26 protein-coding genes and 1 pseudogene are annotated in these 23,660 nt (G+C 67.9%); 14 read left to right on the top strand and 13 right to left on the bottom strand.

Translation table 11 applies throughout. From position 1 onward, the window contains the following. From NE2_RS16300 to NE2_RS16285, 4 genes and pseudogenes are all read right to left on the bottom strand, one after another. Positions 1-233 (bottom strand): annotated as a pseudogene (locus NE2_RS16300) (hypothetical protein); the annotation flags it as partial. 1 nt (position 234) lies between these two features. Further along, positions 235-621, bottom strand: coding sequence for a hypothetical protein (locus tag NE2_RS16295; protein WP_063027009.1), 387 nt, complete (start codon positions 619-621; stop codon positions 235-237). A 139-nt stretch (positions 622-760) separates the two neighbouring features. Then, a complete protein-coding gene (locus NE2_RS16290) occupies positions 761-1,396 on the bottom strand; it encodes a class I SAM-dependent methyltransferase (protein WP_063027007.1) in 636 nt (211 codons plus the stop codon). Then, complete coding sequence (locus NE2_RS16285; RefSeq protein ID WP_063026999.1) at positions 1,393-1,716, bottom strand: DUF4873 domain-containing protein; 324 nt, start codon at positions 1,714-1,716, stop codon at positions 1,393-1,395. Before NE2_RS16285 ends, NE2_RS16290 begins: the two co-directional genes overlap by 4 nt. 163 nt (positions 1,717-1,879) lie before the next feature. On the opposite strand from NE2_RS16285, the gene NE2_RS16280 reads away from it, so the two are divergent. Beyond that, positions 1,880-2,806 carry an AurF N-oxygenase family protein gene (locus NE2_RS16280; protein ID WP_063026997.1) on the top strand — a complete coding sequence of 309 codons (927 nt, stop codon included), beginning with the start codon at positions 1,880-1,882 and terminating at the stop codon, positions 2,804-2,806. Between the two features lie 31 nt (positions 2,807-2,837). Here NE2_RS16280 and NE2_RS16275 read toward each other — a convergent pair whose 3' ends face one another. The 3 genes from NE2_RS16275 to NE2_RS16265 form a co-directional block, all read right to left on the bottom strand. After that, entirely contained in the window at positions 2,838-4,085 is a 1,248-nt protein-coding gene (locus NE2_RS16275; protein ID WP_063026995.1) for a saccharopine dehydrogenase family protein, read from the bottom strand. Positions 4,086-4,105: 20 nt separating this feature from the next. Continuing rightward, complete coding sequence (locus tag NE2_RS16270; RefSeq protein ID WP_063026993.1) at positions 4,106-5,548, bottom strand: ABC1 kinase family protein; 1,443 nt, start codon at positions 5,546-5,548, stop codon at positions 4,106-4,108. Between the two features lie 99 nt (positions 5,549-5,647). Continuing rightward, a complete protein-coding gene (locus NE2_RS16265) occupies positions 5,648-6,370 on the bottom strand; it encodes a TetR/AcrR family transcriptional regulator (RefSeq protein ID WP_030516152.1) in 723 nt (240 codons plus the stop codon). A 317-nt stretch (positions 6,371-6,687) separates the two neighbouring features. Between NE2_RS16265 and NE2_RS16260 the strand changes: the two genes are divergently transcribed. The 6 genes from NE2_RS16260 to NE2_RS16235 all read left to right on the top strand — a co-directional run bounded on the left by NE2_RS16260 (position 6,688) and on the right by NE2_RS16235 (position 12,138). After that, positions 6,688-7,944, top strand: a complete 1,257-nt coding sequence (locus tag NE2_RS16260; protein ID WP_106958645.1) for a DUF445 domain-containing protein — start codon at positions 6,688-6,690, stop codon at positions 7,942-7,944. A 106-nt stretch (positions 7,945-8,050) separates the two neighbouring features. After that, positions 8,051-8,668, top strand: a complete 618-nt coding sequence (locus NE2_RS37100) for a helix-turn-helix domain-containing protein (RefSeq protein WP_063026991.1) — start codon at positions 8,051-8,053, stop codon at positions 8,666-8,668. Further along, positions 8,665-9,342 (top strand): hypothetical protein, encoded by a 678-nt coding sequence (locus NE2_RS16250; RefSeq protein WP_063026989.1) that lies wholly within the window; start codon positions 8,665-8,667, stop codon positions 9,340-9,342. Before NE2_RS37100 ends, NE2_RS16250 begins: the two co-directional genes overlap by 4 nt. 116 nt (positions 9,343-9,458) lie before the next feature. Next, a complete protein-coding gene (locus NE2_RS16245; RefSeq protein ID WP_030516156.1) occupies positions 9,459-9,755 on the top strand; it encodes a DUF2516 family protein in 297 nt (98 codons plus the stop codon). Between the two features lie 83 nt (positions 9,756-9,838). Continuing rightward, a complete protein-coding gene (locus NE2_RS16240) occupies positions 9,839-10,867 on the top strand; it encodes an alpha/beta fold hydrolase (RefSeq protein ID WP_063026987.1) in 1,029 nt (342 codons plus the stop codon). Positions 10,868-11,121: 254 nt separating this feature from the next. Beyond that, positions 11,122-12,138: an alpha/beta fold hydrolase gene (locus NE2_RS16235; RefSeq protein WP_063027045.1), complete on the top strand. Its 1,017-nt coding sequence runs from the start codon at positions 11,122-11,124 to the stop codon at positions 12,136-12,138. Between the two features lie 235 nt (positions 12,139-12,373). Here the strand turns inward: NE2_RS16235 and purU are convergent, their stop codons facing one another. After that, complete coding sequence (purU, locus tag NE2_RS16230) at positions 12,374-13,261, bottom strand: formyltetrahydrofolate deformylase (RefSeq protein WP_030516159.1); 888 nt, start codon at positions 13,259-13,261, stop codon at positions 12,374-12,376. A gap of 153 nt (positions 13,262-13,414) precedes the next feature. Here purU and deoC point away from each other — a divergent pair, with 153 nt between their 5' ends. Further along, positions 13,415-14,089, top strand: a complete 675-nt coding sequence (gene deoC / locus NE2_RS16225; RefSeq protein WP_063026985.1) for a deoxyribose-phosphate aldolase — start codon at positions 13,415-13,417, stop codon at positions 14,087-14,089. Between the two features lie 61 nt (positions 14,090-14,150). Here the strand turns inward: deoC and NE2_RS16220 are convergent, their stop codons facing one another. Next, the gene (locus tag NE2_RS16220) at positions 14,151-14,906 is read right to left on the bottom strand and encodes an LmeA family phospholipid-binding protein (protein WP_063026978.1); all 756 of its coding nucleotides are present in this window, start codon (positions 14,904-14,906) and stop codon (positions 14,151-14,153) included. Positions 14,907-15,021: 115 nt separating this feature from the next. On the opposite strand from NE2_RS16220, the gene NE2_RS16215 reads away from it, so the two are divergent. Continuing rightward, entirely contained in the window at positions 15,022-15,645 is a 624-nt protein-coding gene (locus tag NE2_RS16215) for a hypothetical protein (protein ID WP_063026976.1), read from the top strand. Positions 15,646-15,669: 24 nt separating this feature from the next. On the opposite strand, the gene NE2_RS16210 is transcribed toward NE2_RS16215, so the two are convergent. From NE2_RS16210 to NE2_RS16200, 3 genes are all read right to left on the bottom strand, one after another. Then, the gene (locus NE2_RS16210; RefSeq protein ID WP_063026974.1) at positions 15,670-16,428 is read right to left on the bottom strand and encodes a hypothetical protein; all 759 of its coding nucleotides are present in this window, start codon (positions 16,426-16,428) and stop codon (positions 15,670-15,672) included. A gap of 140 nt (positions 16,429-16,568) precedes the next feature. Next, positions 16,569-17,084, bottom strand: a complete 516-nt coding sequence (locus NE2_RS16205; RefSeq protein WP_063026972.1) for a DUF2505 domain-containing protein — start codon at positions 17,082-17,084, stop codon at positions 16,569-16,571. 37 nt (positions 17,085-17,121) lie between these two features. Further along, a complete protein-coding gene (locus NE2_RS16200; RefSeq protein WP_063026970.1) occupies positions 17,122-17,607 on the bottom strand; it encodes a DUF2505 domain-containing protein in 486 nt (161 codons plus the stop codon). A 41-nt stretch (positions 17,608-17,648) separates the two neighbouring features. Here NE2_RS16200 and NE2_RS16195 point away from each other — a divergent pair, with 41 nt between their 5' ends. Then, a complete protein-coding gene (locus NE2_RS16195; RefSeq protein ID WP_084494087.1) occupies positions 17,649-18,740 on the top strand; it encodes a UDP-N-acetylmuramate dehydrogenase in 1,092 nt (363 codons plus the stop codon). A 70-nt stretch (positions 18,741-18,810) separates the two neighbouring features. Then, entirely contained in the window at positions 18,811-20,052 is a 1,242-nt protein-coding gene (locus NE2_RS16190) for a L,D-transpeptidase (protein ID WP_373862255.1), read from the top strand. Between the two features lie 54 nt (positions 20,053-20,106). On the opposite strand, the gene NE2_RS16185 is transcribed toward NE2_RS16190, so the two are convergent. Continuing rightward, positions 20,107-20,838, bottom strand: coding sequence for an SDR family NAD(P)-dependent oxidoreductase (locus NE2_RS16185; protein ID WP_063016266.1), 732 nt, complete (start codon positions 20,836-20,838; stop codon positions 20,107-20,109). A gap of 37 nt (positions 20,839-20,875) precedes the next feature. On the opposite strand from NE2_RS16185, the gene NE2_RS16180 reads away from it, so the two are divergent. The 3 genes from NE2_RS16180 (at position 20,876) to NE2_RS16170 (ending at position 23,651) form a co-directional block, all read left to right on the top strand. Next, complete coding sequence (locus NE2_RS16180; protein WP_063026966.1) at positions 20,876-21,700, top strand: alpha/beta fold hydrolase; 825 nt, start codon at positions 20,876-20,878, stop codon at positions 21,698-21,700. Between the two features lie 98 nt (positions 21,701-21,798). Then, the gene (gene mshA, locus NE2_RS16175; RefSeq protein WP_063016270.1) at positions 21,799-23,151 is read left to right on the top strand and encodes a D-inositol-3-phosphate glycosyltransferase; all 1,353 of its coding nucleotides are present in this window, start codon (positions 21,799-21,801) and stop codon (positions 23,149-23,151) included. Beyond that, positions 23,148-23,651: a type III secretion system chaperone family protein gene (locus tag NE2_RS16170; RefSeq protein WP_369801564.1), complete on the top strand. Its 504-nt coding sequence runs from the start codon at positions 23,148-23,150 to the stop codon at positions 23,649-23,651. Before mshA ends, NE2_RS16170 begins: the two co-directional genes overlap by 4 nt. Positions 23,652-23,660 lie beyond the last annotated feature (9 nt).

The following is a 23,660-nucleotide window of genomic DNA, read 5'->3' as shown; positions in this document are numbered from 1 at the left end:
GCCGCGCGGGCTCGCCCGGACCAATGCTCGAATTCGGCGTGCGTGGCCTCGGCGAAGGTCCGGAACGCCGCGGCGACGGCGTCGGCCTGCTGTTGCCAGGCCGCGGCCGCCTCACCGAGCGCGGCCGGATCCAGTGTCTCGTGCACCAGCTCCCACAGTTGCCAGTGGCTGTAGGAGCCGTACACCTCCCGATCCGCGACGAAGGGCGGATCGACATGCGATGCGTCGGTCACCTCACGCTCCCGGCTCGGGCCGGATCAGCGCCAGCGCCGCGCGGTTGGCGGCCTCGGCCTCGTCGAAATGTTTCCCCGCGGCCAGATAGGCGGCCTTGAACAGCAGTGCCGTCTGCTGAAACGAGAGGACGGTGTCCAGGAATTCGCCGCCCTTGCGGGAGAATCCGCGCGCCAGGGCCCGGCCGGAGGCGAGTTCGCCGAAGCCGCGCACCGCCGTCGGTACGGCACCGCCGCTGCGAGCGGCATGGAGATCCTCGACGAGACGGTCGCAGGCCGCCGCGAGATTGCGCGCGGTGTCCTCGGCGATCTCGAACACCTCCGCTCCGGAACCTGTTGCCGCGGCGTACAACTCGCGCGCCAAATGCTGGCCGGTCTCCGGAATCGGCACCGTGATGATCCCCTTCCGTCCGAGAGTTTCCCGCGAGCGAGCTTACCGGAGCAGCGGTCGCCGGGCGCGTGGCGACGCATTGTGAATGCGCACATCGATGACCGCGAAAAATGTGTAAATCACTGTGGCGCTGTCTGTTTCAGGCGGCATCGGCCGCCCTGGCGCTGACGTACTGCAGCAGGCCGTGCACTTCCTGCTCGATATCCACCAGCCCGGATTCGGCGAACAGTTTCGGGAACGTGTCGAGGTCGAATACGCGGAGCCCGCCCGCCCCGCCGACCGCGCTCGAGACCTCGCCCACCCAGCCCTGCGGGCGGTGACTGGTGCTGATCGCGATGCGACCGCCGGGCGCGAGCACCCGGATCATCTCGCCGGCGGCGGTCAGCGGATCCGGAATCAGATACAGCGCACCGAAACAACAGACTGCGTCGAAGCTGTTGTCGGGGAAGGGAAGCCGGCGAGCGTCGCCGCGGACGTAGCCGGCCCGCGGGCCGGAGTTGTCGGCGACGGCCTGCCGCAGCATCGGCACCGAGAAATCGATGCCCACCGCGTATCCGGTGCCGATATGTTCACTCAGGTAGTGGGTGAAATTGCCCGGCCCGCAAGCGATGTCGAGCACCCGGTCGCCCGCGTCGAGGCGCAAGGTCCGCACCGCGTCACGGCGATCGGCCTGCATGGTCCGCCCGGTGGCCAGCAGAAAACTGGTCGGCCGCCACGCCCGCTCGTAGAGCAGGGCGAAGACCGGATTGTTCATGGTGCGGCGTGCGAGATTCACCGGGTCATCCTCGCGTCGAGGTCGTCTACTGTCGAGATTCGATACGGCGGTGCGCTGTGCCCGACGAGCCGCAGTCGCCCCCAGAAGTCGCGATCACCGAGGATCGCGGTCGCGGCGCCTTCGGTGGTCCGCAACGTGACGCGCTGCTTCCGGTTGCCGGCCGCCGCGTTCAGCGCCGCATCCGGGTCGACGCGTCCGTACCAGCGGTAGATGCCGTCGATCGGCTGGCGATGGCCGCGCAGCCGCACCCGGACGGCGAACTCCCGATCACCCAGCACGACGACGGCCGGCCCCAGATAATCCGCATCGGGTTGCCGCATGATCGCCTTTCCGAGCTGCGCGTCAGGTCCTGCCGCGCTATAGCCGTGACAATGAGTAATAGGTAATATCGAGTGTGCCACCGCTCACATCGGTCGGCAAATGCGCCGACGGTGAGCACGGACAACGCGCCGGCCGCGGCGCAGCGGCAGAACGGTGAAGCCGATGACACAGCACACCGACAATCTCGCGGGGGATGGTTTCGACGGGCGCGAGCGCGTGGCCCAGCGGCTGCTTCGCTCGTCGGCGGAACACTTCTACGACGCCGATGTCGACATCGACTGGGAGCAGCCGTGGGCCCCGGACAAGGCGTGGCTGCCCGAACACCGGATCTCGCTCTACGGCACTCCGCTGTGGGATCGGCTCACTGCCGAGCAGCGGATCGAACTCGGCAAACACGAACTGGTGAGCCTGCTGTCGTTCGGGATCGTCGCCGAGGGGCTGCTCAGCAAATATCTGCTGCGCATCGTCGCGCGCGACCCGACCTCGCAGCATGCGATGTACGCGCTCACCGAACTGAGCGAGGAAGCGCGTCATTCGATCATGTTCGCGCGGCTCATCGACAAGACCGGAATACCGCCGTATCGGCCGCTGGCGCTCAACCGGATGCAGCTGCGCGTCGCCGAACACTTCCCGATCGGTCCGGTCGTCTACGCCGGCACGCTGCTGATCGAGGAGATCCTCGATCGCGGTCAACGAGAAGCCATGGCCGACAGCACCGTTCAACCGCATGTGCGGCAGTTGATGCGAATTCACGTGCTGGAGGAGGCGCGGCACATCGGTTTCGCCCGCGATGCGCTGGCGCGCGGGATGGCCCGGCGTTCGCGGTGGCAGCGGCTGCCCCATCAACTCCTGCTGGCCTACTTCGCGCTGGTGCTGTATCCGATGCTCGTCAATCCGCAGGTCTATCGCGCGGTGGGTATCGACCCCCGGCGCGGATTCGCGGCGGCCTTCACCGGCCCGCAGTACCGGCGGACGATGAGCTTTCTGTCCGAGCCGATGCTGCGCTATTTCGACGAGGTCGGCATGCTCGACGGCGCGGCGGTCCACACGCTGTGGCGGCTGACCCGTTCACTGCCCGACGATCTGTGAACGGGCCTGCCGCCGCACGCTCTTCCGTCGTTCAGGCTCGCTCGACCTCGATGGTCATCCCGGCCCGCCGCAAGCGATCGGTGAGGGGATCGCCCATGGCGGAGGCGGGCGTGAGGATGCCCGCCAGTTCCGGGAGTTCGTCGAAGGCCAGGCACAGTCCGGCCTCGCCGAGCATCACCGAGGTGGCCTGATAGCCGGGGTCGCCGTGTCCGGCGAAGGTGCAGACGTACCGTGCTCCCGACGTGGTGTCGGCGAAGGTCTTCATGGTGAACCAGCCACTGCGGCGGGCCTGCTCGTCGGGGCCGGTGCCCGGCTTCGGCAGGATCCGGTCCAGGAGCCGGCGCCCCACCGACACGCGGGAGAGCAGGGCGCCCGCGGTCATGGTGGCGACGATGCCGCCCGCCATACCCGCGGCGACCAGCGGTGCCGCCGGCGAGCTTCCGGCGCTCATCACCTCGCGATAGCGGAAGTTCTTGCCGTACACCCAGCCCAGCAGGCCGTTGCTGCGCCGCACCACCTTGGTGTTGTGCGCGGCCATCACGAAGGTGGCGACCCAGCCGTCGAGGCTGGGGTCGATGGCCGAGGCGCGCGAGAGAGCCTGATCGGACTGCCGGCCCACATCGGGTTCCATCGACTTGTCGGGGCTCAGCGAATACGGGTGCGAGAGCACCGACCCCTTGGCCGGATCGGTGGCGATGGCCTCCATCATCGCCCGCCCGGAGTCGATGGTGCCGCCGCTGGCGCCGCCCTTGAGCCAGGCCACCAGGGTGGTGTCGGTGAGCTCCCCGGTGTTGTCCTCGACCGACCGGCGGTAGAGCCGATAAACGCTCAGATCGGACGGAATCGAGTCGTAGCCACAGGAATTCACGATTTTCGCGCCGGTTTCGGCGGCCCGCTCGCCGAACCGATCGATACATTCGCGGATGAACAGCGGCTCGCCGGTGAGGTCCGCGTAGTGGGTGCCGGCGTTCGCGCAGGCCTGGGCCAGGGGCAGGCCGTACCGCAGATACGGGCCCACGGTGGTGACCACGACCTTGGTCCGGGCCGCCAGCGCGTCCAGTGCCGCCTGGTCGGAGGAATCGGCGACCAGCAGCGGCCAGATCGCCGCCCCGCCGCCGAGTTCGTCGCGCACCGCGGTGAGTTTCTCCGGCGAACGGCCCGCTAGGGCGATACGCGCATCCGCGGGCGCGGCCTCGGCCAGATACTGCGCGGTCAGCCGGCCGACGAACCCCGTCGCGCCGAACAGTACGAGGTCGAATTCCCTGTCGGTCATGCCCATCCCATTCTCGTGGTGGCCGATTATTTTGTGCTGGTACGTTTTCCGCCGGCGGCTTTGCGTGGCGCGGCGCGCTTGGCAGGTTTGCGCGGCAGGCCGCGCCGGGCCAGCCAGGCGTGGTGCTGCTTACCGAGTTCGGTCACCGGGTCGTCGCCGTAGAGCCACTCGCGGGCGATCCGATGCCAGTTCCCAGTCGCTTCCAGCTGGCCGAGTACCCCGAAGGTCAGGAAATCCGCGCGCCGGGAGAACAGATGTTCCGGCGGCAGATTCTGCTGCTTCATCCCCGCGTACTCACTCGCGCGCGGATCGACCGCCAGCACGAAGGCGCCGCTGGCCAATTCGGGGGTGATGGTCAGATCCTGGTCGATCAGCGCCCACTCGCACGCGGCGAGCACATACTCCAGACAGTCCTCGGGGGTGATCTCCTCCGGCGAATCGATGATGCCGTGGTCGATCATCAACTGGCGCAGATCTTCCGCACGTTCCTCGGCCGCCGCACGGATGCAGGTGGCCTCGAACCGGACGTGTTCGGGATCCATCCGGTTGAACAGCCCGAAATCCAGGAAGGCGACCCGGCCGTCCTCGCCGAGCAGCAAATTGCCCGGATGCGGGTCCCCGCAGAATTCGTTGAAGGTGAACAGCGAACCGACGTAGAAGCGGTAGATGATCTCGCCCACCCGGTCGCGTTCGGCCTCCGGCAACCGGCGGATCTCCTCGAAACCGCGACCGGGAAAATACTCGCTGACCAGCACGTGCGTACTCGACAGCTCGGGCATCGTGGCCGGGACCACGATGAACGGATGGTCGGCGAACAGTTCGGCCACCTCGCGCTGGGTATGCGCCTCGGCCACGTAGTCCAGTTCGCTCTCGAGGTTCAGCCGTAGTTCGTCGAGGACCGCCGGCGTCACCCACGGCATCGCCGACTGCAGGACGCGGCGGAACATCGCGAGATTCTTCAGATCGGCGCGCACGGCGGTATCGATGCCCGGATACTGCACCTTCACCGCGACCGCGCGCCCGTCGTGCAGCCGCGCCCGGTAGACCTGGCCGATGGAGGCCGCCGCGATCGGTTCGTCCTCGAATTCGGCGAACAGCTCCTCGAGCGTGCGGCCGAAATCCTTCTCGATGACGCCGCGCATGGTGTCGAAGGAGACCTTCGGCGCGCTGTCACGCAAGACGGCCAGCCGGCGCTGGAATCGCTCGCGATGTTCGGGCGGAACCAGATCCAGATCCAGCACCGAGAGCATCTGGCCGAGCTTCATGGCCACGCCCTTCATGGTGCCCAGCACCATGACCATCTGCTCGGTGGCGCGGATCATCGATTCCTCGGCCATCCGCTCGCGCACCGCTTCGGAGCGCCCGCGCATGGAACGGCGGGTCTTCTGCGCACGTAAGACGTTGCCGGCGACGGCCACACCCAGTTTCGTCCCCCGCGCCAGCCGCGACGTCGGCAGCTCTTTCGCCATTGATGACCTCCGTTGATGCCCCGCCTGGCCGGTCTTCAGCGTAGCCAAGCGCGAGCCGTCGGCCCAGAGACGGCGAGCACGGATTCCTTCGCGGGCGAATCAGCCCAGGTCGGCCTCGGGAAGTTCGTGCGGCACGGCGTTGAACTTCTCCGGCGAACCACCCGCGCGGACCATGCCCTCGATGGCGCTCCACACCATCATCGCCAGATGGTCGAGCATGCGATCGGCCGACATCGAACGGTTGCTGATCCACCAGTCGGTGGCCAGCTGCACACCGCCGACGATCACGTACGAATACAGCAGCACACCCTCGGTGTCGACGCCGCGATCGAAGGCCTTGGTCTGCACCACCACCGAGACCACGTCGGCGAACAGCTTCTCGAAATCGGCGAGGCTGGACTTGTCGGTGGTCGAGCCGTTGCCCATGATGAAGCGGTAGACGTCGATATCGGCCTCGACGGTGTGCACATAGGCGGCCAGAGTGTTGCGGACCAGCTGATATTCGTCGGCGTCGTCGCTGATCGCCTCGTAGATCCGCGGCATCAGCGTGGTCTCGATGAACCGTTCCATGGTGGCGCGGGTCAGATCGGACTTGTCCGAGAAGTAGCGGTAGAGGACGGTTTTGGATACGCCGATCTCCGCGGCGATCTCGTCCATCCCGACATCGCCGCCGCGTTTGCGGATAGCGGCGAGGGTGCCGTCGACGAGTTCTTCCCTGCGGTCGATCTTGTGCTGATGCCAGCGCCGCTTGCGACCGTCCACCCGGCCGGGGCGCACCGCAGCGGAGTCGACGGCAGCGCTCGCGGCACGATGTGTGGTCATGCTCGAGGGGACTCCTGGATCCGGGGATAAGGGCACCACCAGCTTAAGTCCTTCGCCGAGGTGATGTTCCCGGTTCGCGAGTGGCCCGGCTCTCGGCCCGGGGGCGTTCGCCCGAGGCGGGCGCGGGCGCGGGGTGAGCGGGCGCACGTCGGCGACGCCGATATTCCGGCCAGAATGGGGATATGGAGCAATCTGCCGGCAGCGCCCCCGTCCTGGCGGAAGCGAACGCGCACCCCGACACCCGGCCCGGAGTGGGAAATGCCACACGGTCCTCGGCGCGGGGCGCGCCCGAACCACCGTCTTCGTTCGCCGACCTGATGGACGAATCCGGGAAGAAACGCGATCTGCGCAAGATGAAGATGGTCGCGACCGGATTCCTGGCGGCGGCCACGGTCGTCTATCTGGTGTGTTGCTGGCTCGGCTCGAACGATATCGGCGGCAGCTGGGTCGGCTACGTGCGCGCGGCCTCGGAGGCCGGCATGGTCGGCGCGCTGGCGGACTGGTTCGCGGTCACGGCGCTGTTCCGGCATCCGCTGGGCCTGCCCATTCCGCACACCGCGATCATCCGCAAGAAGAAGGATCAACTCGGCACCAGCCTGGGCGATTTCGTCCGCACCAATTTCCTCTCGCCCGACACCGTGGCGACGAAGGTGAATTCGGCGCAGATCTCGTTGCGCCTGGGGACGTGGATGGCCGATTCCCGGCACGCCGCGCGGGTGTCGGAGGAGTCGTCGACCATTCTGCGTGCGGTGATCGGCGCGCTGCGCGACTCCGATGTCGAGCAGATCATCGACCAGACCATCGTCAAGCGCATCGCCGAACCGCAGTGGGGGCCGCCGATCGGGCGGGTGCTCGCCGAACTGCTGGCCGAGAACCGGCAGGAGCCGTTGCTGGATCTGCTGGCCGAACGCGCCCACCAGTGGGCGCTGGCGAGTCAGGAGACCCTGGACCGGATCGTCATGCGCGATGCCCCGTCGTGGGCGCCGAAATTCGCCAATATCCTGCTTTCGGAGAAGATCTACCGGGAATTGGTGGAATTCACCTGGAAGATTCGCTCACAACCCGATCATGAAGTGCGATTGGCGGCGAACCGATTTCTCGAGGATTTCGCCCGCGATCTGCAGTACGACGAGGCGATGATCGCCAAGGCCGAACGGGTGAAGGCCGAGATCATGGGCCGCGAGGAAATAACCGGAATGGCGCGCGCGACCTGGCGTGCGGCCAAACGGATGATCCTGGAATCGGCCGACGATCCGAACAGCACCTTGCGCCGCAAGATCTCGGAGAATGTGCAGCAGTTGGGTCAGCGTCTGGTCGACGAACCCGAACTGACAAAACAAGTGGACGCTTGGGTCGAACGCGGTGTGAGATATCTCGTCGCCAACTACGGTTCCGAGATCGCGGCCTTGATCAGCGACACGGTTGCCCGCTGGGATGCCGATGAGGCGAGTCGCAAGATCGAATTGCAAGCGGGGCGCGATCTGCAATTCATCCGGATCAACGGAACGGTGGTCGGATCACTTGCCGGCCTGGCGATTTACGCCGTATCGCATTTACTCTTCCCAGGCTTCTGACGGCCGCTGCCCGAAGTTTGCTGAAATAGTGCTAACAGGGGTGCTTGCAAGAGTTAGCACCCTCATTTAGAATCGACCGTACAACCGCCGGAAGGTGAGCAGTGTGATGGCACAGGAACCAGAGGTTTCTGATCGGAACACGGGGGAAACCACAGAGACGTCTGCGGTTCCCGGAGACCGGGTGGGTCGCGTAGCCAACGCGGCGCACGACATCGGAGGCTTCATCCGGGCGCAGCGGGAGGCCGCTCAGGTCTCGTTGCGTCAGCTCGCACAGCTGGCGGGGGTGAGCAATCCGTACCTGAGTCAGATCGAGCGCGGATTGCGCAACCCGTCCGCCGAGGTACTCACGCAGATCGCCAAGGGTCTGCGCGTGTCTTCGGAGGTCTTGTACGTCCGGGCCGGCTATCTCGAACAGAGAGAGCACAGCCCGGTGCGGGACGCACTGCTGGCCGATACCGACATCACGGAGCGGCAGAAGCAGGTGCTCCTGGACATCTACGAATCGTTCCGCCGCGAAAACGGGGGGAACGACAACGGAGGGAACGTCTCGGAATCCGTTCAGGGGGAATCCGAGGGGGGCGTTCCAGGGGGGAGCAGGGGCGGTGGGCCCGAGAGCCCGAGGGGCGGTGCACCCGAAAGCCCAAGGGACAACGAGGTTCCGCACCATGCCACCGATGGCAGTACTACCGAAATCTCGCCACGCCAGGAGAACGAACAACCATGACCCAGCCCAACGTCACTGTGACCAAGCCGATCTACGCGACCGTCGGAGCCGGTGACGCGCTCTACGCGGCGGTCAACGACATCGTCGACCGCGTCCGCGACCGCGCCGCCACCGTCGATGTGAACTCCCGCGTCGAGGAGGCTCGCGAGCGCCTGTCGAATCTGCCGGCCGATGTGCAGGACCAGATCGAGACGCTGCGCGGCCGCCTGACCGGACTGCCCTCCGAACTGCCGGACGACCTCGCCGAACTGCGCGAGAAGTTCACCCCGGAGGAGCTGCGCAAGCTGGTCGACCAGTACTACCGCCAGCTGGTGGATCTGTACTCGGATCTGGCCGTGCGCGGCGAGGAGACCGTCGACCGGCTGCGTTCCAACCCCGGCTTCGACGAGCGTTTCGACAAGGTGGAGAACATCTACACCGATGTCGTCACCCGCGCCGAGGATGTGCTGACCAAGGTGTCCGATCAGGCTCGCGGGTTTCTGGGCAAAGCGGCCGAGCAGGCCGACGAGGCCGCCGCGGTCGTCGACGCCGAGGTCGTCGCGGTGACCACCGAGGCTGCCGCCGAGGAGCCCGTCCCGGCCAAGAAGGCCCCGGCGAAGAAGGCCCCCGCCAAGAAGGCGCCGGCCAAGACCACCACCACCGCCGCGAAGAAGACCACTCCGGCCAAGAAGTAATTCGGCCGCAGCAAAGACCGGCCGAGGGGTAATCCGGAACCGTCACACGGATCCGGGTCGTACCGGATCCCGCAACGCCCGCATGCGCACTGCCGCATGCGGGCGTTGCTTCTATCATGGGTGCTGTGTACCAGCTGACTAGTGCAATCCTGTGGCTGCTCTGGCTCGCCGCGATGGCCGCGACCATCTTCGCGCTGGTGCATGCGATCCGGCAGCGTGCCGACGCGTTCACGGCCGTGGACAAACTCACCAAACCGATCTGGGTGTCCATTCTGGCGGTCGCCCTCGGTTTCCTGCTGCTCGCCCGCACGCCGGTGGGATTGCTGGGGATCGCCGCGGTGATCGCCACGGGTATCTATCTGGCCGATGTGCGGCCGAAGGTCGACGAAATTCAGCGCGGTCCGCGCTGGTGAAATAGCGAACCCGCGCTTGCACTAGCAAGCACCCACTCCTTCGGGTTACTGTATCGATCGGTAACACACAAAGGAGTGTTCTCATGCAGGCAACGTTGCCCAGCACGGTGGCGGGGATCGTGGAGCGTCTTCGCGGGCTGCCGGCCGCCCATCGCGCCGCACTGCGCACCCGCTCCTACGACCTGCCCGCACTGAATTCCCCGGCGGTGCCGTGTGAGGTGGCCACGGTGACCGCGTCCGACGGCGCCCGGCTGCGCGTGCACAGTTACGGCCCCGCCGACGGCGAGGCGATCGTGCTGGCGCACGGCTGGACCTGCTGCATCGAATACTGGAATCCCCAGATCAACGCCTTCGCCGGCGAATACCGGGTGATCGCCTACGACCAGCGCGGTCACGGCGAGAGCGAATCCGGCACCGCACCGCTGTCCACCGATCTGCTGGCCGACGACCTCGCGGCCGTCCTGGATGCCACGCTGCGCCACGGTCAGCGCGCGGTCCTCGTCGGGCACAGTCTCGGCGGAATGACCATTCAGGCCTGGGCCGGCCGGTATCCGCGGCAGGTCGCCGAGCGGGCCGATGCGGTGGTGCTGGCCAATACCGCCTCCGGTGACCTGATCGCCGAGACCACCGTGGTGCCGCGCTTCAATCGCGGGCCGCTCGCGCTGCCGTTCCCGATCGGCCGCCTCGGACTCGGCCTGCCGGTGGTGTTCCCGCCGATCCGGCTGGTGAAGTGGATCTTCCGCCGCCAGATCATGACTCTGGCCGCAGCCGGTGAGGTGGTCGATTTCGCCCTGGCGATCGTGCGCTCCTGCCCGGCGCGAGTGCGTTCGCGCTTCGGCTTCCTGCTGGCCGAACTGGCCCTGCAGAGTTGTACCCGCTGTGTGACCGTGCCGACCACGGTGATCTCCGGTTCGGCGGACGATATGACGCCGCCGGTGCACTCCGAGCGCCTGGCCGAGGAACTGCGCTCGGTCGGCGCGTTCCGCAAGCTGGTCGAACTGCCGACCGGCCACCTCGGCAACGTCGAGGCATACGAGGCGTTCAACGATGAACTCGCCGAGGTGCTAGCCGAGATGTATGCCTCGCGGCACGTACGCGAGGCGACCGCCTAGCCGGTTTGGCAATCGCCTGGCGAATTCGGCGTAGCACTTCCGTGGCGCCGGACGATAGAAGCGGGTAGTGGGACGTTGCGCCGGCGGATGTGAATGCCGTTGGGCGGAATGGGTATTCGGCTCTGTGGGGGTGTGGGCAGCGCTGAAGTGCGGCTTCGCCGGACAAAAGTGCGAAACCGGAAATTCTTCACTGCTTGCACTAGCAAGCACCGTTGCTAGCGCGGTAACGTGCGGTAGGACACAAAGGAGTGCTCATGCTGGTGAACCTGCCCGAGAACGTTGCCGACCTTTGGACCGGCATCGGCGCTCTGACCGGCGGATACCGCGCGAAAATGCGTTCGCGTACCTACCGCACGGCCGAGTTGAACTGCGCGCCCGACGCCGAGGTCGTCTCGGTCACGACGACCGACGGCGCCCGGCTGCGGGTACACGCGTACGGCCCTGCCGACGGCGACGTGATCGTTTTCGTGCACGGCTGGTCCTGCTGCCTCGAATACTGGAACCCGCAGATCAACTCCTTCGCCCGCGACCACCGCGTGATCGCGTTCGACCAGCGCGGTCACGGCGCCAGCACCCTGGGGACGGGCCGGTTCGACGCCGAACAGCTGGCCGACGATCTGTGCGCAGTCCTGGATGCGGTTGTGCCGGCGGGACGTAAGGCCGTCCTGGTGGGACACAGCATGGGCGGCATCACGATTCAGGCCTGGGCCAAATTCCATCCGGAGCAGGTGCCGCAGCGCGCGAGCGCGGCCCTGCTGCTGACCACGACGGCGGGCGACATCGCCGCCGAAACCCGGGTCCTGCCGATCTTCAACGACATCGTCCCGGCCCCCGACTGGCTGGGGCGCGCCTTGTTCGGTCAGCCCGTGCCGTTCCCGGCCGGCGCTCCGGTGCGCGGAATCTTCAAGGCGCGCATCATGAATCGGTACGCCACAGCGGATCAGGTGGACTTCGGGCTCTCGATCGTGCGCTCCTGCCGTCCGCTGGTGCGGGCGAAGTACGCGCTGGCGCTGATCGAACTCGAAATTCACGGCGCCGCAGCGAATCTGTGCATCCCGACCAGTGTCGTGGCCGGGGCCTACGACAATCTGCTGCCGGAGAGCATGTCGCGCAAGATCGCCGACGAGCTCGCCGCGGCGGGCAATCTGGATCGCTATTCGGTCTTCGCCACCGGACATCTGGCGAATATCGAGGCGAGCGCGGAGTTCAACGCCGAACTGCGCCGATTGATCGAGGCCACTCGCTTCGGCCGCCGTGCGGTGGCGGGCTGAGCGCCCGGCGACTGCCCGCCGGGGCTGGACGTACTCGCGGCGCGGGTGCATCCTGGTGACCCACGTTCGGATCGGGAAGTCGCCACAAGACCTGTCGTAGTGGAGCCGCTCTGCCGGCTCCGCGCGGCGAGGACGGCAACACGATGCTGAATCGTGTTGTCCGCCAAGGCCGGTCAAGGGCGCCCGGTCTTGGCCCGCCGCGTCGCTACGAGAAGACCGGCTACGAGAAGACCGGCTACGAGAAGACCACGGTGCGCCGCCCGTGCACCAGCACCCGCCCCTCCAGGTGCCAGCGCAGTCCGCGCGCGAGCACCACGCGTTCGATGTCGCGGCCCTGCCGGACCATGTCGCGCACGGTGTCGGCATGGTCGATGCGGCTGACGTCCTGTTCGATGATCGGCCCCGCATCCAGGTCGGCGGTGACGTAATGGCAGGTGGCGCCGATCAGCTTCACGCCGCGGGCGAAGGCCTGGTGATACGGCCGCGCCCCCACGAACGAGGGCAGGAAGCTGTGGTGGATGTTCAGCGCGCGCCCGGCCCAGTGCTCGCACAATTCGGCCGGCAGCACCTGCATGAACCGCGCCAGCACCACCGCGTGCGGATCGTGGGCGTCGGTGAGCTCGCGCACCCGCTCGAAGGCCGGGCCGCGTTCGGCCGGATCAGCGGGGAAGGGCACGTGGTGGAACGGAATACCGTGCGCACGGGTCATCTCGCCCAGATCCGGATGGTTGCCGATCACCGCTTCGATGGTGGCGGGCAACTCGCCACTGGCGGCCCGGCCGAGCAGATCGTGCAAGCAGTGCCCGTCGCGGCTGACCAGCAGGACGGCGCGGCGACGACGCCCGGAATCCAGCAGCTGCCAGTCGGTCTGCGGGCCCAGTTCGGCGGCCACCACGGTGAATCGCTCACGCAACTCGTCGATGCCGAACGGCACGGTCGCCGCCGCGATGGCTTGGCGGGTGAAGAACCAGCCGGTATCGGGATCGGAGTGATAACCGGCCTCCACGATCGACCCGCCGAACTCGGCGATGAAGGAGGTGATGCGGGCGATGATGCCCGGTCGGTCGGGACAGCCCAGGCTCAGGACGAAACGCCGATCATCGGCTGACGCGGTGCCACTCATGGGCACGATCCTCGCAGGTCGCACGCGGTTCGATCACGCCGCCCGGGCAGCGAGCCGCAAAGCCGGTCCGGGGTAAGCGAATTCGCGGGCCACATCGGATCGCGAGCGCTCGGCGGCCTGGAACGCTCGCGGGCTGTGCCAGACTTGGTCCCCATGTCCGAAACCGTTCCCACCGCCTACACCCGCGCCCAGGTCGCCGCGATGATCGATCACACGTTGCTGGCCCCCGAGGCGACCGCCGCCGACGTCGCGAACACCATCGCCGAGGCTCGTGAACTGGGTGTCTACGCGGTGTGCCTGTCCCCGTCGATGCTGCCGGTGACCGCGCCCGGGCTGGTCGTCGCCACGGTCGCGGGCTTTCCCTCCGGCAAACACCACTCTCTGGTGAAGGGCACCGAGGCGAGATTCGCGGTAGAGCAGGGCGCGGCCGAGGTCGACATGGTGATCGACATCGGCGCGGCCGTCGCGGGGGACTACAACGCCGTCCTCGCCGATATCGTCACCGTCCGCGAGGCGGTCGAGGATAGGGCGCTGCTCAAGGTGATCATCGAGTCCGCGGCGCTGTCCGATGCGGCGATCGTCGAGGTGTGCCGCGCCGCCGAACGCGCCGGCGCCGATTTCGTGAAGACCTCCACCGGATTCCACCCCGCGGGCGGCGCCGAGGTACGGGCCGTGCGGCTGATGCGGGAGACCGTCGGCGGGCGGCTCGGCATCAAGGCCAGCGGCGGAATTCGCACCGCCGCCGCGGCCGCCGAACTGATCGCCGCCGGTGCGACCCGGCTGGGGTTGTCCCGCTCGGCCGATGTTCTCGCCGGCTTCCCGGAGTAGAGCCCGCGAGCGGCGCCGATGAGGTGCCGGTCCCGCTGTACCCGAGCACCTCGCGGCTCGATCAGCAGCGGATCTCCGTGTCGCCACCGCCCTGCAGGGTGGTCGGGCCGCCCCGCAGCGATACCGAGATGCCGTTGTCGGTGACCTTCACGCTGGTCGGCTGCATACCCAGCGGGTAGTTCTGCAGGCTCTGCGTCATCGACTGGACGATGCTGTCGACCAGATCGGTGGGCAGGCCCAGCCCGAGCAGCGAGGCCGACTGCGTGCTGACCTCGATCTTGCCGTCCACGATGTGCGGCTGAAGCTTCAGATCGGCGATACCGCCGAGCACCTTGACGTCCAGGGTGCCGCCGGCCGGATCCGATTCCACGCCGGAGACGAGCCCGGTCAGGGTCTGGGCGATGCCCTCGTTGCTCCAGGTCGCGTCGGCGGAGCTGCTGCCGACCTTCGCGCCGCCGCGCCCGCCGTCGAGCAGGGTGATGTCGTTGAGCCGGGCGTGCACCTTCATGTCCACGGCGGGCCCGAACTTCGCGTCGTCGCTGTCGACGGTGATGTACTGGACCTTGTGGTCGACGGCGGTGAGCAGTAACGGCTTCGGCCCGAATCCCACATCGACCTTCGACCCCAGCTCCTTCTCGACCTGGGAGGCCATGCACTGCTGATTCTTGTGGCGCAGATAGGTTTCGGCGCCCGCCGCGGTGCCGACCAGCGCGAGCAGCACGACGAGACCGACGATCAGTGCGATCCGCCGCCCGTTGCGGCGTTTGGGTTCACCCGCCGGTGCGGGAGCGGGTACCGCGGTGTCCGGAGTGGTCATGGCAACCGATTCTTCCCGAGCTTTCTGAGCCCGCTCTGTGGAGCCTGTGAGGCTTGTCATGCAGTGCCGACGCGATTGTGACATGAGGCACAGCGGTCCGGCGTAACCTGATCCCATGTCCGCGCACGATGCAGAGGACGCCGCGGCCGCGCACCGACCGGGGGATTCCGAGCAAGGCTGGTGGGTGCTGCGCCGGCTGGCCGATCGGCATGCCGGATACTTCACCACGCGCATCGTATTGCGTGCCGGCTGTGAGCACCGGATCCGAGGCGCCCTCGCCGACGGTTCCGTGATCCGCGCCGGCCTCGGCATTCTGCGCATGGCCGATTGGCCGGACGGCCCGCTCGACGAATACGCGATGTGGGCGGCCTGGTTCGACGGCGCCGCCGCCGTCTCCCATCACAGCGCTGCCGAACTGCATGGCCTGGGCCGGCTGTGCCCGCGCTTCCTGCACCTGTCCGCGAGTGCGGGCCGCCCGCCCGCGGCCCCGCGGCTGGTCGTCCTGCGCCGCGAGCTGCATCGCGGTGATGTGGAGTCGGCCGGTGCGTTCCTGGTGACCACCCCTGTGCGGACCGTACTGGACCTCGCCGAAACCGGGATCGGCCAGGGGGCGCTGGACGAGGTGGTCGCCGACGCGGTCGCCATCCATCGCTGCATCCCGCACGAAATCGCTTCGGCGAGTGCGAATTTGCCGCCGCATGCGGCCGCACGGGTGCGCCGCGCCCTCGCCGCGGCCTGAACCCGGCGATCGCGCACCGCGAATTCAGTCGGGCCGCACGCACTCCCACGGCACCGACAGGACGCAATCACGCATCCGCCGCCGGTAGTTCCGCACCGGAAAGCCTTGCTCCCGCAACAGTTCCGCCGCCACCCGCCAGCGCACGCGCGGCCCGTACACCGCCATCGGCGCGGCATGCGCCCACGCTCGGTCGGCTGCTGTGAGCAGCGTGTGTACGCGTTCACCGCGAATATTGCGGTGGATCAACGCCTTCGGCAGCCGTTCGGCGATATCGGAGGGTTTGCCGACGGTGAACGGATCCCAGGCCAGCGTCAGCGAGATCGGGCCGTCGCGGCCGAGCAGAATCCACGCGCAGCGGCGGCCCAGTTCGTCACAGGTGCCCTCGAGCAGGAGTCCCTCGGGAGCCAATCCGCCGAGAATTGTCGCCCACGCCTGCGCGACCTCGCTCTCGTCGTATTGGCGCAGCACATTGAACGCCCGCACCAGGACCGGCCGCAATCCCGCGAGTTCGAATCCGCCCCGGGCGAAGTGCACGCCGTCGCGAGCGGGAACGACGCGCTCGGGATCGATCTCCAAGCCGACGACGCGAACGTCGGCGCGAACCCGGCGCAGCCGGGCCGCCAATTCCAGCGTGGTCACCGGACTCGCCCCGTAGCCCAGATCGACCACCAGCGGGTCCGCGGCCGACCGCAGCCGCTCGACGACCAGTGGATCGTGGCTCAGCCAGCGGTCGCTGCGGCGCAGCCGATTGATCCCGGTGGTTCCGCGCGTGATGGCGCCCACCGGCTTGGACGTACCCCCGGCCGACGGGACTGCGGCGGTGTGCGGGTGGCCGGCCGAGCCGAGATGTCCGATATTCGCAGCGCGGGTCCGGCCCGGCGGTCTCATCGTAGTGATGCATGCGTGCGGTGGAGCCACGGAACTCAGGCCGTCGGGCGCTGCTCTTCCAGCCACTGCTGGGTGAATTCGGCTTCGGCACGGAACAGGTCCACGAGGTTGACCAGCATCATCTGCTCGAGTTTGGGCCCCAGCATCGGAATGAAGACCTTCGCCACGGGTGAGGTGCGCAGGGTGCAGCCGGTCTCGGTAGGAAACAATCGCACGGTGCCGGTCAGCGTCCCCGGGCCGGCCGGAACCGATGCGCTGAACTCACCCTCCACCTCGGGACCGAACGGCCCGTAGCTCTCCTTGCGGGTGATCACCAGGTCCTTGCGCATCACGGTCTGCGCGATCTCGGGCAGCATGTCGCGCGGCAGGATATGGCGGACCTCGACCTCGATACCGTCGCCGTCGGCCTGCAGGTGGACCACCTCGTTCGGCGAGTGCTTGCGCATCTCCTCCATCCGCGCATCCCAGTAGGCGCGGTCGGACAGCGCCGCGTACACCTCTTCGGTGGTGTGCAGCGGATAGCGAGCGGAATAGTCCAGTCGGCGGGCCATGGGGGACCAGGGTACTGGTCCCCGGGGAGCGCCCTGATCAGTGGTTGGCGATCCAGGTGTTGGAGAAGTCGGTCTCCGAGGCCAGCAGTTCCAGCAGTTTCTCGGCCACCACGGCCTCGATCTTCTTGCCGAACAACGGGATCGTCACCTCGACCGAGCCGTCGACCACGGCCTGGGAGGCGGTCTCGGAACCGGTCAGGGTGACCGTGCCGCGCACCTTCGCCGGCGCGCCCTCGACATGCGCTTCGAAAACGCCGGACAGGCCCTCGTAGGTTTCGGTACGCGGGATGATCAGATCGCCCGGGCGGACCGAGGTGATCGCGGCGGGCAGTTCGGAGGCGGGGATGGTCTGCACCATCTCCACTCGCAGCCGGTCCCCGTCGGCCGAGAAGGAGTCCAGCCGCGCACCGGGCCCGCCGACCTCCTCGATGCGGTCCTTCCAGTACTGCTCGTCGGCGAGCGCAGCACGCACCGCCGCGGCGGGGTGCGCGTAGTGAGCTGTGTACGCCAGGGGTGTCGCCATGGTGTGACACGCTACCGTCTTTCGATGTGCAGACATCTCGAGTGGTGGCATTCGACAACGTGCGTGAGTTGCTGAGCGCGACCGGCGCGCAGGTGCGCGAATCGGTGCCGCTGGCGCGGCTGACCACCCTGCGGGTCGGCGGGCCCGCGACGGTCGCCGAATGTCGCACCACCGAGGCACTCGTCGAGACGGTACGCACGCTCGACACCGCGGGCGTTCCGGTGCTGCTGGTGGCCGGTGGCTCCAACCTGCTGATCGCCGACAGCGGATTCGCCGGCGTCGTCGTCCGCATCGCCACCGACGCCGTCGAGCTCGGAGCCGACAGTGTGACGGCCGAGGCGGGCGCGGACTGGGACGGCGTGGTCGCCACGACGGTCGCCGCCGGATTCGGCGGACTCGAGTGCCTGTCCGGAATTCCGGGTTCGGCCGGCGCGACGCCGGTGCAGAACGTCGGCGCCTACGGCGTCGAGGTGGCGCAGGCGCTGCGCCGGATTCGCCTGCTGGATCGCGTCAGCGGCGAAATCCGATGGGCCGCACCGGAGGAACTCGGCTTCGGTTACCGCACCTCGGTGCTCAAGCATTCCGATCGGGCGGTGGTGCTGGCGGTGGAGTTCGAGGTGAATCCCGACGGTGCCAGCGCCCCACTGCGATACGGCGAACTGGCCCGCGCCTTCGATGCCGCCGACGGCGAGTCCCGTCCGGCCGCGGCTGTGCGCGAGGCGGTACTCGCCCTGCGCGCCGGCAAGGGCATGGTGCTCGATCCGGCCGACCACGACACCTGGAGCGCCGGGTCGTTCTTCACCAATCCTGTGGTGGCGCACGATCGGGCGCCCGCCGTCGTCGAGGCGATCCGGGCGCATGTGGGCGATATCACTATTCCGACCTATGCCGCCGAGGGCGGGGTGAAATTCTCCGCGGGCTGGCTGATCGAACGCGCGGGATTCGGCAAGGGTTTCCCAGGTCCGGATGCTCCCGTCCGGTTGTCGACGAAACATACACTCGCCCTCACCAACAGGGGTTCTGCCCGCGCTGCGGACTTGGTGGACCTGGCGCGCACCGTGCGGGCGGGGGTCGAACAGTGTTTCGGAATCAGGCTGGAACCCGAACCGGTGACCGTCGGTCTCGAGCTCTAACGGGTGGCGGGCGCCACGTTCCGATCGGGCCGGGCTGTCGGAGGGGCGCGGTAAATTCGCGGAAGTGAACATTCGAGGAATTGCCGGCCGCCGGGCCGTTCTGGTCGGGGCCGGCCAGCTGGCGGTGGCCGCGCTGGTGGCCGGATGTTCGGGCAGCGGCGGGAGCGGTTCGTCCGCACCGAAGGAGTCCGGCCCGGTCGCGAAGCTGAAATTCGAGCCCGGGAACGGAGCCGGCGACGTCAACCCGATCGCGCCCGTCTCGGTGACCGTGACCAGTGGCCGCCTGGACCAGGTCGCTCTGACCAATCCGGACGGTAAGCAGGTCACCGGCGTCCTGTCGCCCGACAGGAGCAGTTTCAAGGTCAACGAGCCGCTCGGCTACGGCGTCACCTACACCTGGTCGGGCACGGCGGTCGGCACCGACAACAAGCCCGTGCCGATCGAGTCGAAATTCACCACCCTCGCCCCCAAACAGACCGTGCCCGCCACCATCAACATCGGTGACGGGCAGGAGGTCGGCATCGCCGCGCCGATCATCGTGCAGTTCAAGAAGCACGTCGAGAACAAGGAGGCGGTCGAGAAGGCGCTGACCGTCACGACCACTCCGGAGACCGAGGGCGGCTGGGCCTGGCTGCCCGACGAGAACGGCGGGTCCCGCGCGCACTGGCGCCCGCGCAACTACTGGGCGCCCGGCACGGCGGTGACCTTCGCCGCCAAGCTGTACGGCCTGGACCTGGGCGGCGGCGCCTACGGCAACTCCGATCTGTCCTCGCAGTTCACCATCGGCCGCAGCCAGATCGTGAAGGGTTACGCGCCCAGCCACCGGGTGCAGGTGATCCGGGACGGTTCGACGCTGTTCGACTTCCCGTGCAGTTACGGCGAGGGCAACGAGGCGCGCAACGTGACGCGTTCGGGCATTCACGTGGTGACCGAGAAGTACGAAGACTTCCTGATGTCGAATCCGCCGTTCTACACCAACGTTCGCGAACGCTGGGCGGTACGCATCTCCAACAACGGCGAATTCATCCACGCGAACCCGGAATCGGCCTCCGCGCAAGGCAATACCAACGTCACCAACGGATGCATCAACCTGAGCACCAGCGACGCCCAACAGTATTTCCCGACGGCCATGTACGGCGACCCGGTCGAGGTCACCGGCACGTCGATCGCCTTGTCCGCCGCCGACGGCGACCTCTACGACTGGACCATCGACTGGGACACCTGGAAGACCATGTCGGCGATCCAGGGCCAGCCCGCACCGGTGGTATCGGCGACTCCGGTGGCGCCGGGACCCGTGCGCGGCGGCAGCTAGAACCCGCTGACCGGCCCGTCGTGTGTGGCGTCCGGCTGCGCGCCGGGCGCCGGCTCAGCGGCGGGCGAAGCGGCCGGCGTCGGCCTGGTCGCGCGGCTTCACCACGATGGTGTCGAGGTTGACGTGCGGGGGGCGGCTCGCGACGAAGCCGATGATTTCGGCGATGTCGGCGGCGAACAGCGGGTCGATACCTTCGTAGACCTTGGCCGCGCGCTCGGTGTCGCCGCCGAACCGGACCAGCGAGAATTCGGTTTCGACCGCACCCGGCGCGATTTCGGTGAGCCGCACCGGCTTGCCCAGCAGCTCGCCGCGCAGTGTGCGATGCAGGACGGCCTGCGCGTGTTTGGCCGAGGTGTAGCCGGAGCCGTTGTCATAGGGCTGCAGGGCGGCGACCGAGGTGACGGTGACGATCAGCCCGTCACCCGAGTCGATCAACTTCGGCAGCAGCGCCTTGGTCACCCGCAGCGTGCCGAGCACGTTGGTCTCCCACATCCACCGCCAGTCGTCGAGGTCGGCCTCGGTGACCGGTGCCAGCCCCTTCGCCCCGCCGGCATTGTTGACCAGCACGTCGGCCCGTTCGACCGCATCCGTGAACAGGCGTACCGACGACTCGTCGGTGACGTCCAATTCGATTGCGGTACCGCCGATTTCGTCGGCCAGCGCCTGCAGTCGGTCCATCCGGCGCGCCCCCACGTACACGTGATAGCCCTGTTTCGCGAGCTCGCGGGCGGTAGCCTCACCGATTCCCGAGCTCGCTCCGGTGACGACGGCGTGACGAGTGCTCATGGGAATCGAGCCTAGCGTCCCCGTTAACCTGGCGAGCATGGCGATTCGGGATGTGGTCAGCGCGGACGGAACCAATATCGTGTATCAGGTCTCCGGGCCCGAACAGGGACGTCCGCTGGTGTTGTTGCACGGGTGGGCCGGCACGTTGCGGTGCTGGGGCCGTGCGGCGGAGATTCTGGCCGAGACCTTCCGCGTGGTCGCCGTCGATCTGCGCGGGCACGGGTACTCCGATGCGCCCGAGACCGGATACGACGATCCGAAGAACTGGGCGGCCGATGTCGCCGCGGTGCTGGCCGCGGAGAACATCACCGCCGATGCCGTGCTGCTGGGCTGGTCCTACGGCGGCATCGTGCTCAGCGACTATCTGACCGCGTACGGCACCGGCGCCGTGGCCGGGGTGGTGTACTGCGGATCGCAGGCCGGGATCGGCCGGGGCGTCGAGGGTTCCCAGCCCGGGCCGGCGATGCAGAAGGCCATCCCCGACGTGTTCGAGGAGAGCGCCGGCCGGGCGATGCGCGGCTTCGCCGCCTTCGGCAACGCCAACACCGGGCCCGGCCGGGACAAGGGCGAGGACGCCCAGCGCCTGTTCGGCGGCAGCCTCGCGACCCCGCCCCGCGTCCGCAAGGCGCTGTTCTACCGCACCGTCGACAACACCGAAACCCTGCGCAACCTCGACGTTCCGGTCTTCGTCATGCACGGCACCGCCGATCCTGTGGTTCCCGTCGAGAACGGCCGCTACATCGCCGAGCACGCCCCCGAGGCGCGCACCTCGTTCTGGGACGACGCCCAGCACGGCCTGTTCGTCGAGGATCCCCAGCGCTTCGCCGATGAGCTCACGGAATTCGTTGTCTCGCTCGGGTGATCCCGTCCACCACCACCTCCCAGCCGTGGGTGTGACTACGCTCACTCGAGGCGCGAGCGCATAACGGTTGACGCGTCGAGGCGTGCACACTGGAGTGTGTGAGTTATCGCCCGGATCAACGTCCGCATCGGATCGCGGTGTTGTCGGTGCACACCTCTCCGCTCGCGCAGCCGGGTACCGGCGATGCGGGCGGGATGAACGTCTACGTGCTGCAGTCGGCGCTACAGCTGGCTCGCCGCGGCGTGGAGGTGGAGATCTTCACGCGTGCGACATCCTCCAACGACGAGCCGGTGGTCGAGGCCGCGCCGGGGGTACTGGTGCGGCATGTGGTGGCGGGACCGTTCGAGGGGCTGGACAAACACGATCTGCCGACTCAGCTGTGCCCGTTCGCGGCGGAGGTGTTGCGTCAGGAGGCCCGGCAGCTGCCCGGTTACTACGACCTGATCCATTCGCACTACTGGCTGTCGGGGCAGGTGGGCTGGCTGGCCCGGGATCGGTGGCGGGTGCCGCTGGTACACACCGCGCACACGCTGGCCGCGGTGAAGAACGCATTCCTGGCCGAGGGCGATACGCCGGAACCGCTGTCGCGGGTGGTCGGCGAGAAACAGATCATCGCCGAATCGGATCGGCTGGTCGCCAATACCGCGGAGGAGGCCCGCCAGCTCGTCGAGCTGTACGGCGCCGAATCCGAGCGCATCGACGTGGTGCCCCCGGGTGCGGATCTGTCCCGCTATCGCCCCGGTGACCGGGCGGCCGCGCGCGCCGAATTCGGCATCGAGCCGGATGAGCAGGTGGTGGCCTTCGTCGGCCGGATCCAGCCGCTCAAGGCTCCCGATGTGCTCGTGTTCGCGGCGGCCGAGGTGCTGCGCGCCGAACCCGAACGCAAGCTGCGGGTGCTCATCGTGGGTGGACCCTCGGGCACCGGTCTGGATCGCCCGGACGCGCTGATCGAGTTGGCCGCCACGCTCGGCATCTCGGATCGGGTGACATTCCTGCCGCCGCAGCCGCCGCATCGTCTGGTGCAGGTGTACCGGGCCGCGGATATGGTCGCGGTGCCGAGCTACAACGAGTCGTTCGGCCTGGTCGCCATCGAGGCGCAGGCCAGCGGCACACCGGTGCTGGCCGCCGACGTCGGCGGATTGAGTACCGCTGTGCGGGACGGTGTTTCGGGCATGTTGGTGTCCGGGCACCAGGCCGACGAGTGGGCGGCCGCCCTGCGCGGGCTGCTCGACGATCCGGAACGGTTGCGGCGGATGGGCGCGGCCGCAGTGGATCATGCGGCCGGTTTCTCCTGGGAACACACCGCCGACGGGTTGCTCGACTGCTATGCCGAGGCGTTGGCCGGGCATCGGGGTGTGCGTTCGCGAATGCCGGGTACGTTGCTGACAGAGAGCAGTCAAGCCAGGTCGCGGGCGCTGTGGCGGCGCCGGATGGGAGTGGTACGCCGGTGAGTGACACCATCGCGCAGACCGCGCAGCTGATCGACGACACCGTGCGTGAGCGCGAGATCGACTACACCCGCGAGGGCCGGGACACCTTCGTCGTGGTGCTGCCCGGTGAGCGCAAGCTGAAGACGACGGTCATGCTGACGGTCGGCAAGCACGGCGTGCGCTTCGAATGCTTCGTCTGCCGCAAACCCGACGAGAACTTCGAGGGTGTCTACAAGTATCTGCTGCGCCGCAACCGCCGCCTCTACGGTGTCGCCTACACCCTGGACCGGGTCGGTGACATCTATCTGGTCGGCCGCATCGCGACCCATGCCGTGACCCCCGACGAACTGGACCGCATCTTCGGCCAGATTCTCGAGGCGGTCGACGGCGACTTCAATGTGCTGCTGGAGCTCGGTTTCGCGGAATCCATTCGGCGCGAATGGAAATGGCGTGTCTCGCGCGGTGAGTCCCTGAAGAACCTGCGGGCGTTCGAGCATCTGGTGGATACCGAGGAGTCCTGACAGCGCTCG

Source organism: Nocardia elegans NBRC 108235, assembly GCF_001612845.1.
GTDB lineage: Bacteria > Actinomycetota > Actinomycetes > Mycobacteriales > Mycobacteriaceae > Nocardia > Nocardia nova.
Note: the sequence above shows the minus strand (reverse complement) of the source record. Positions and strands in the feature narration are given on the sequence as shown.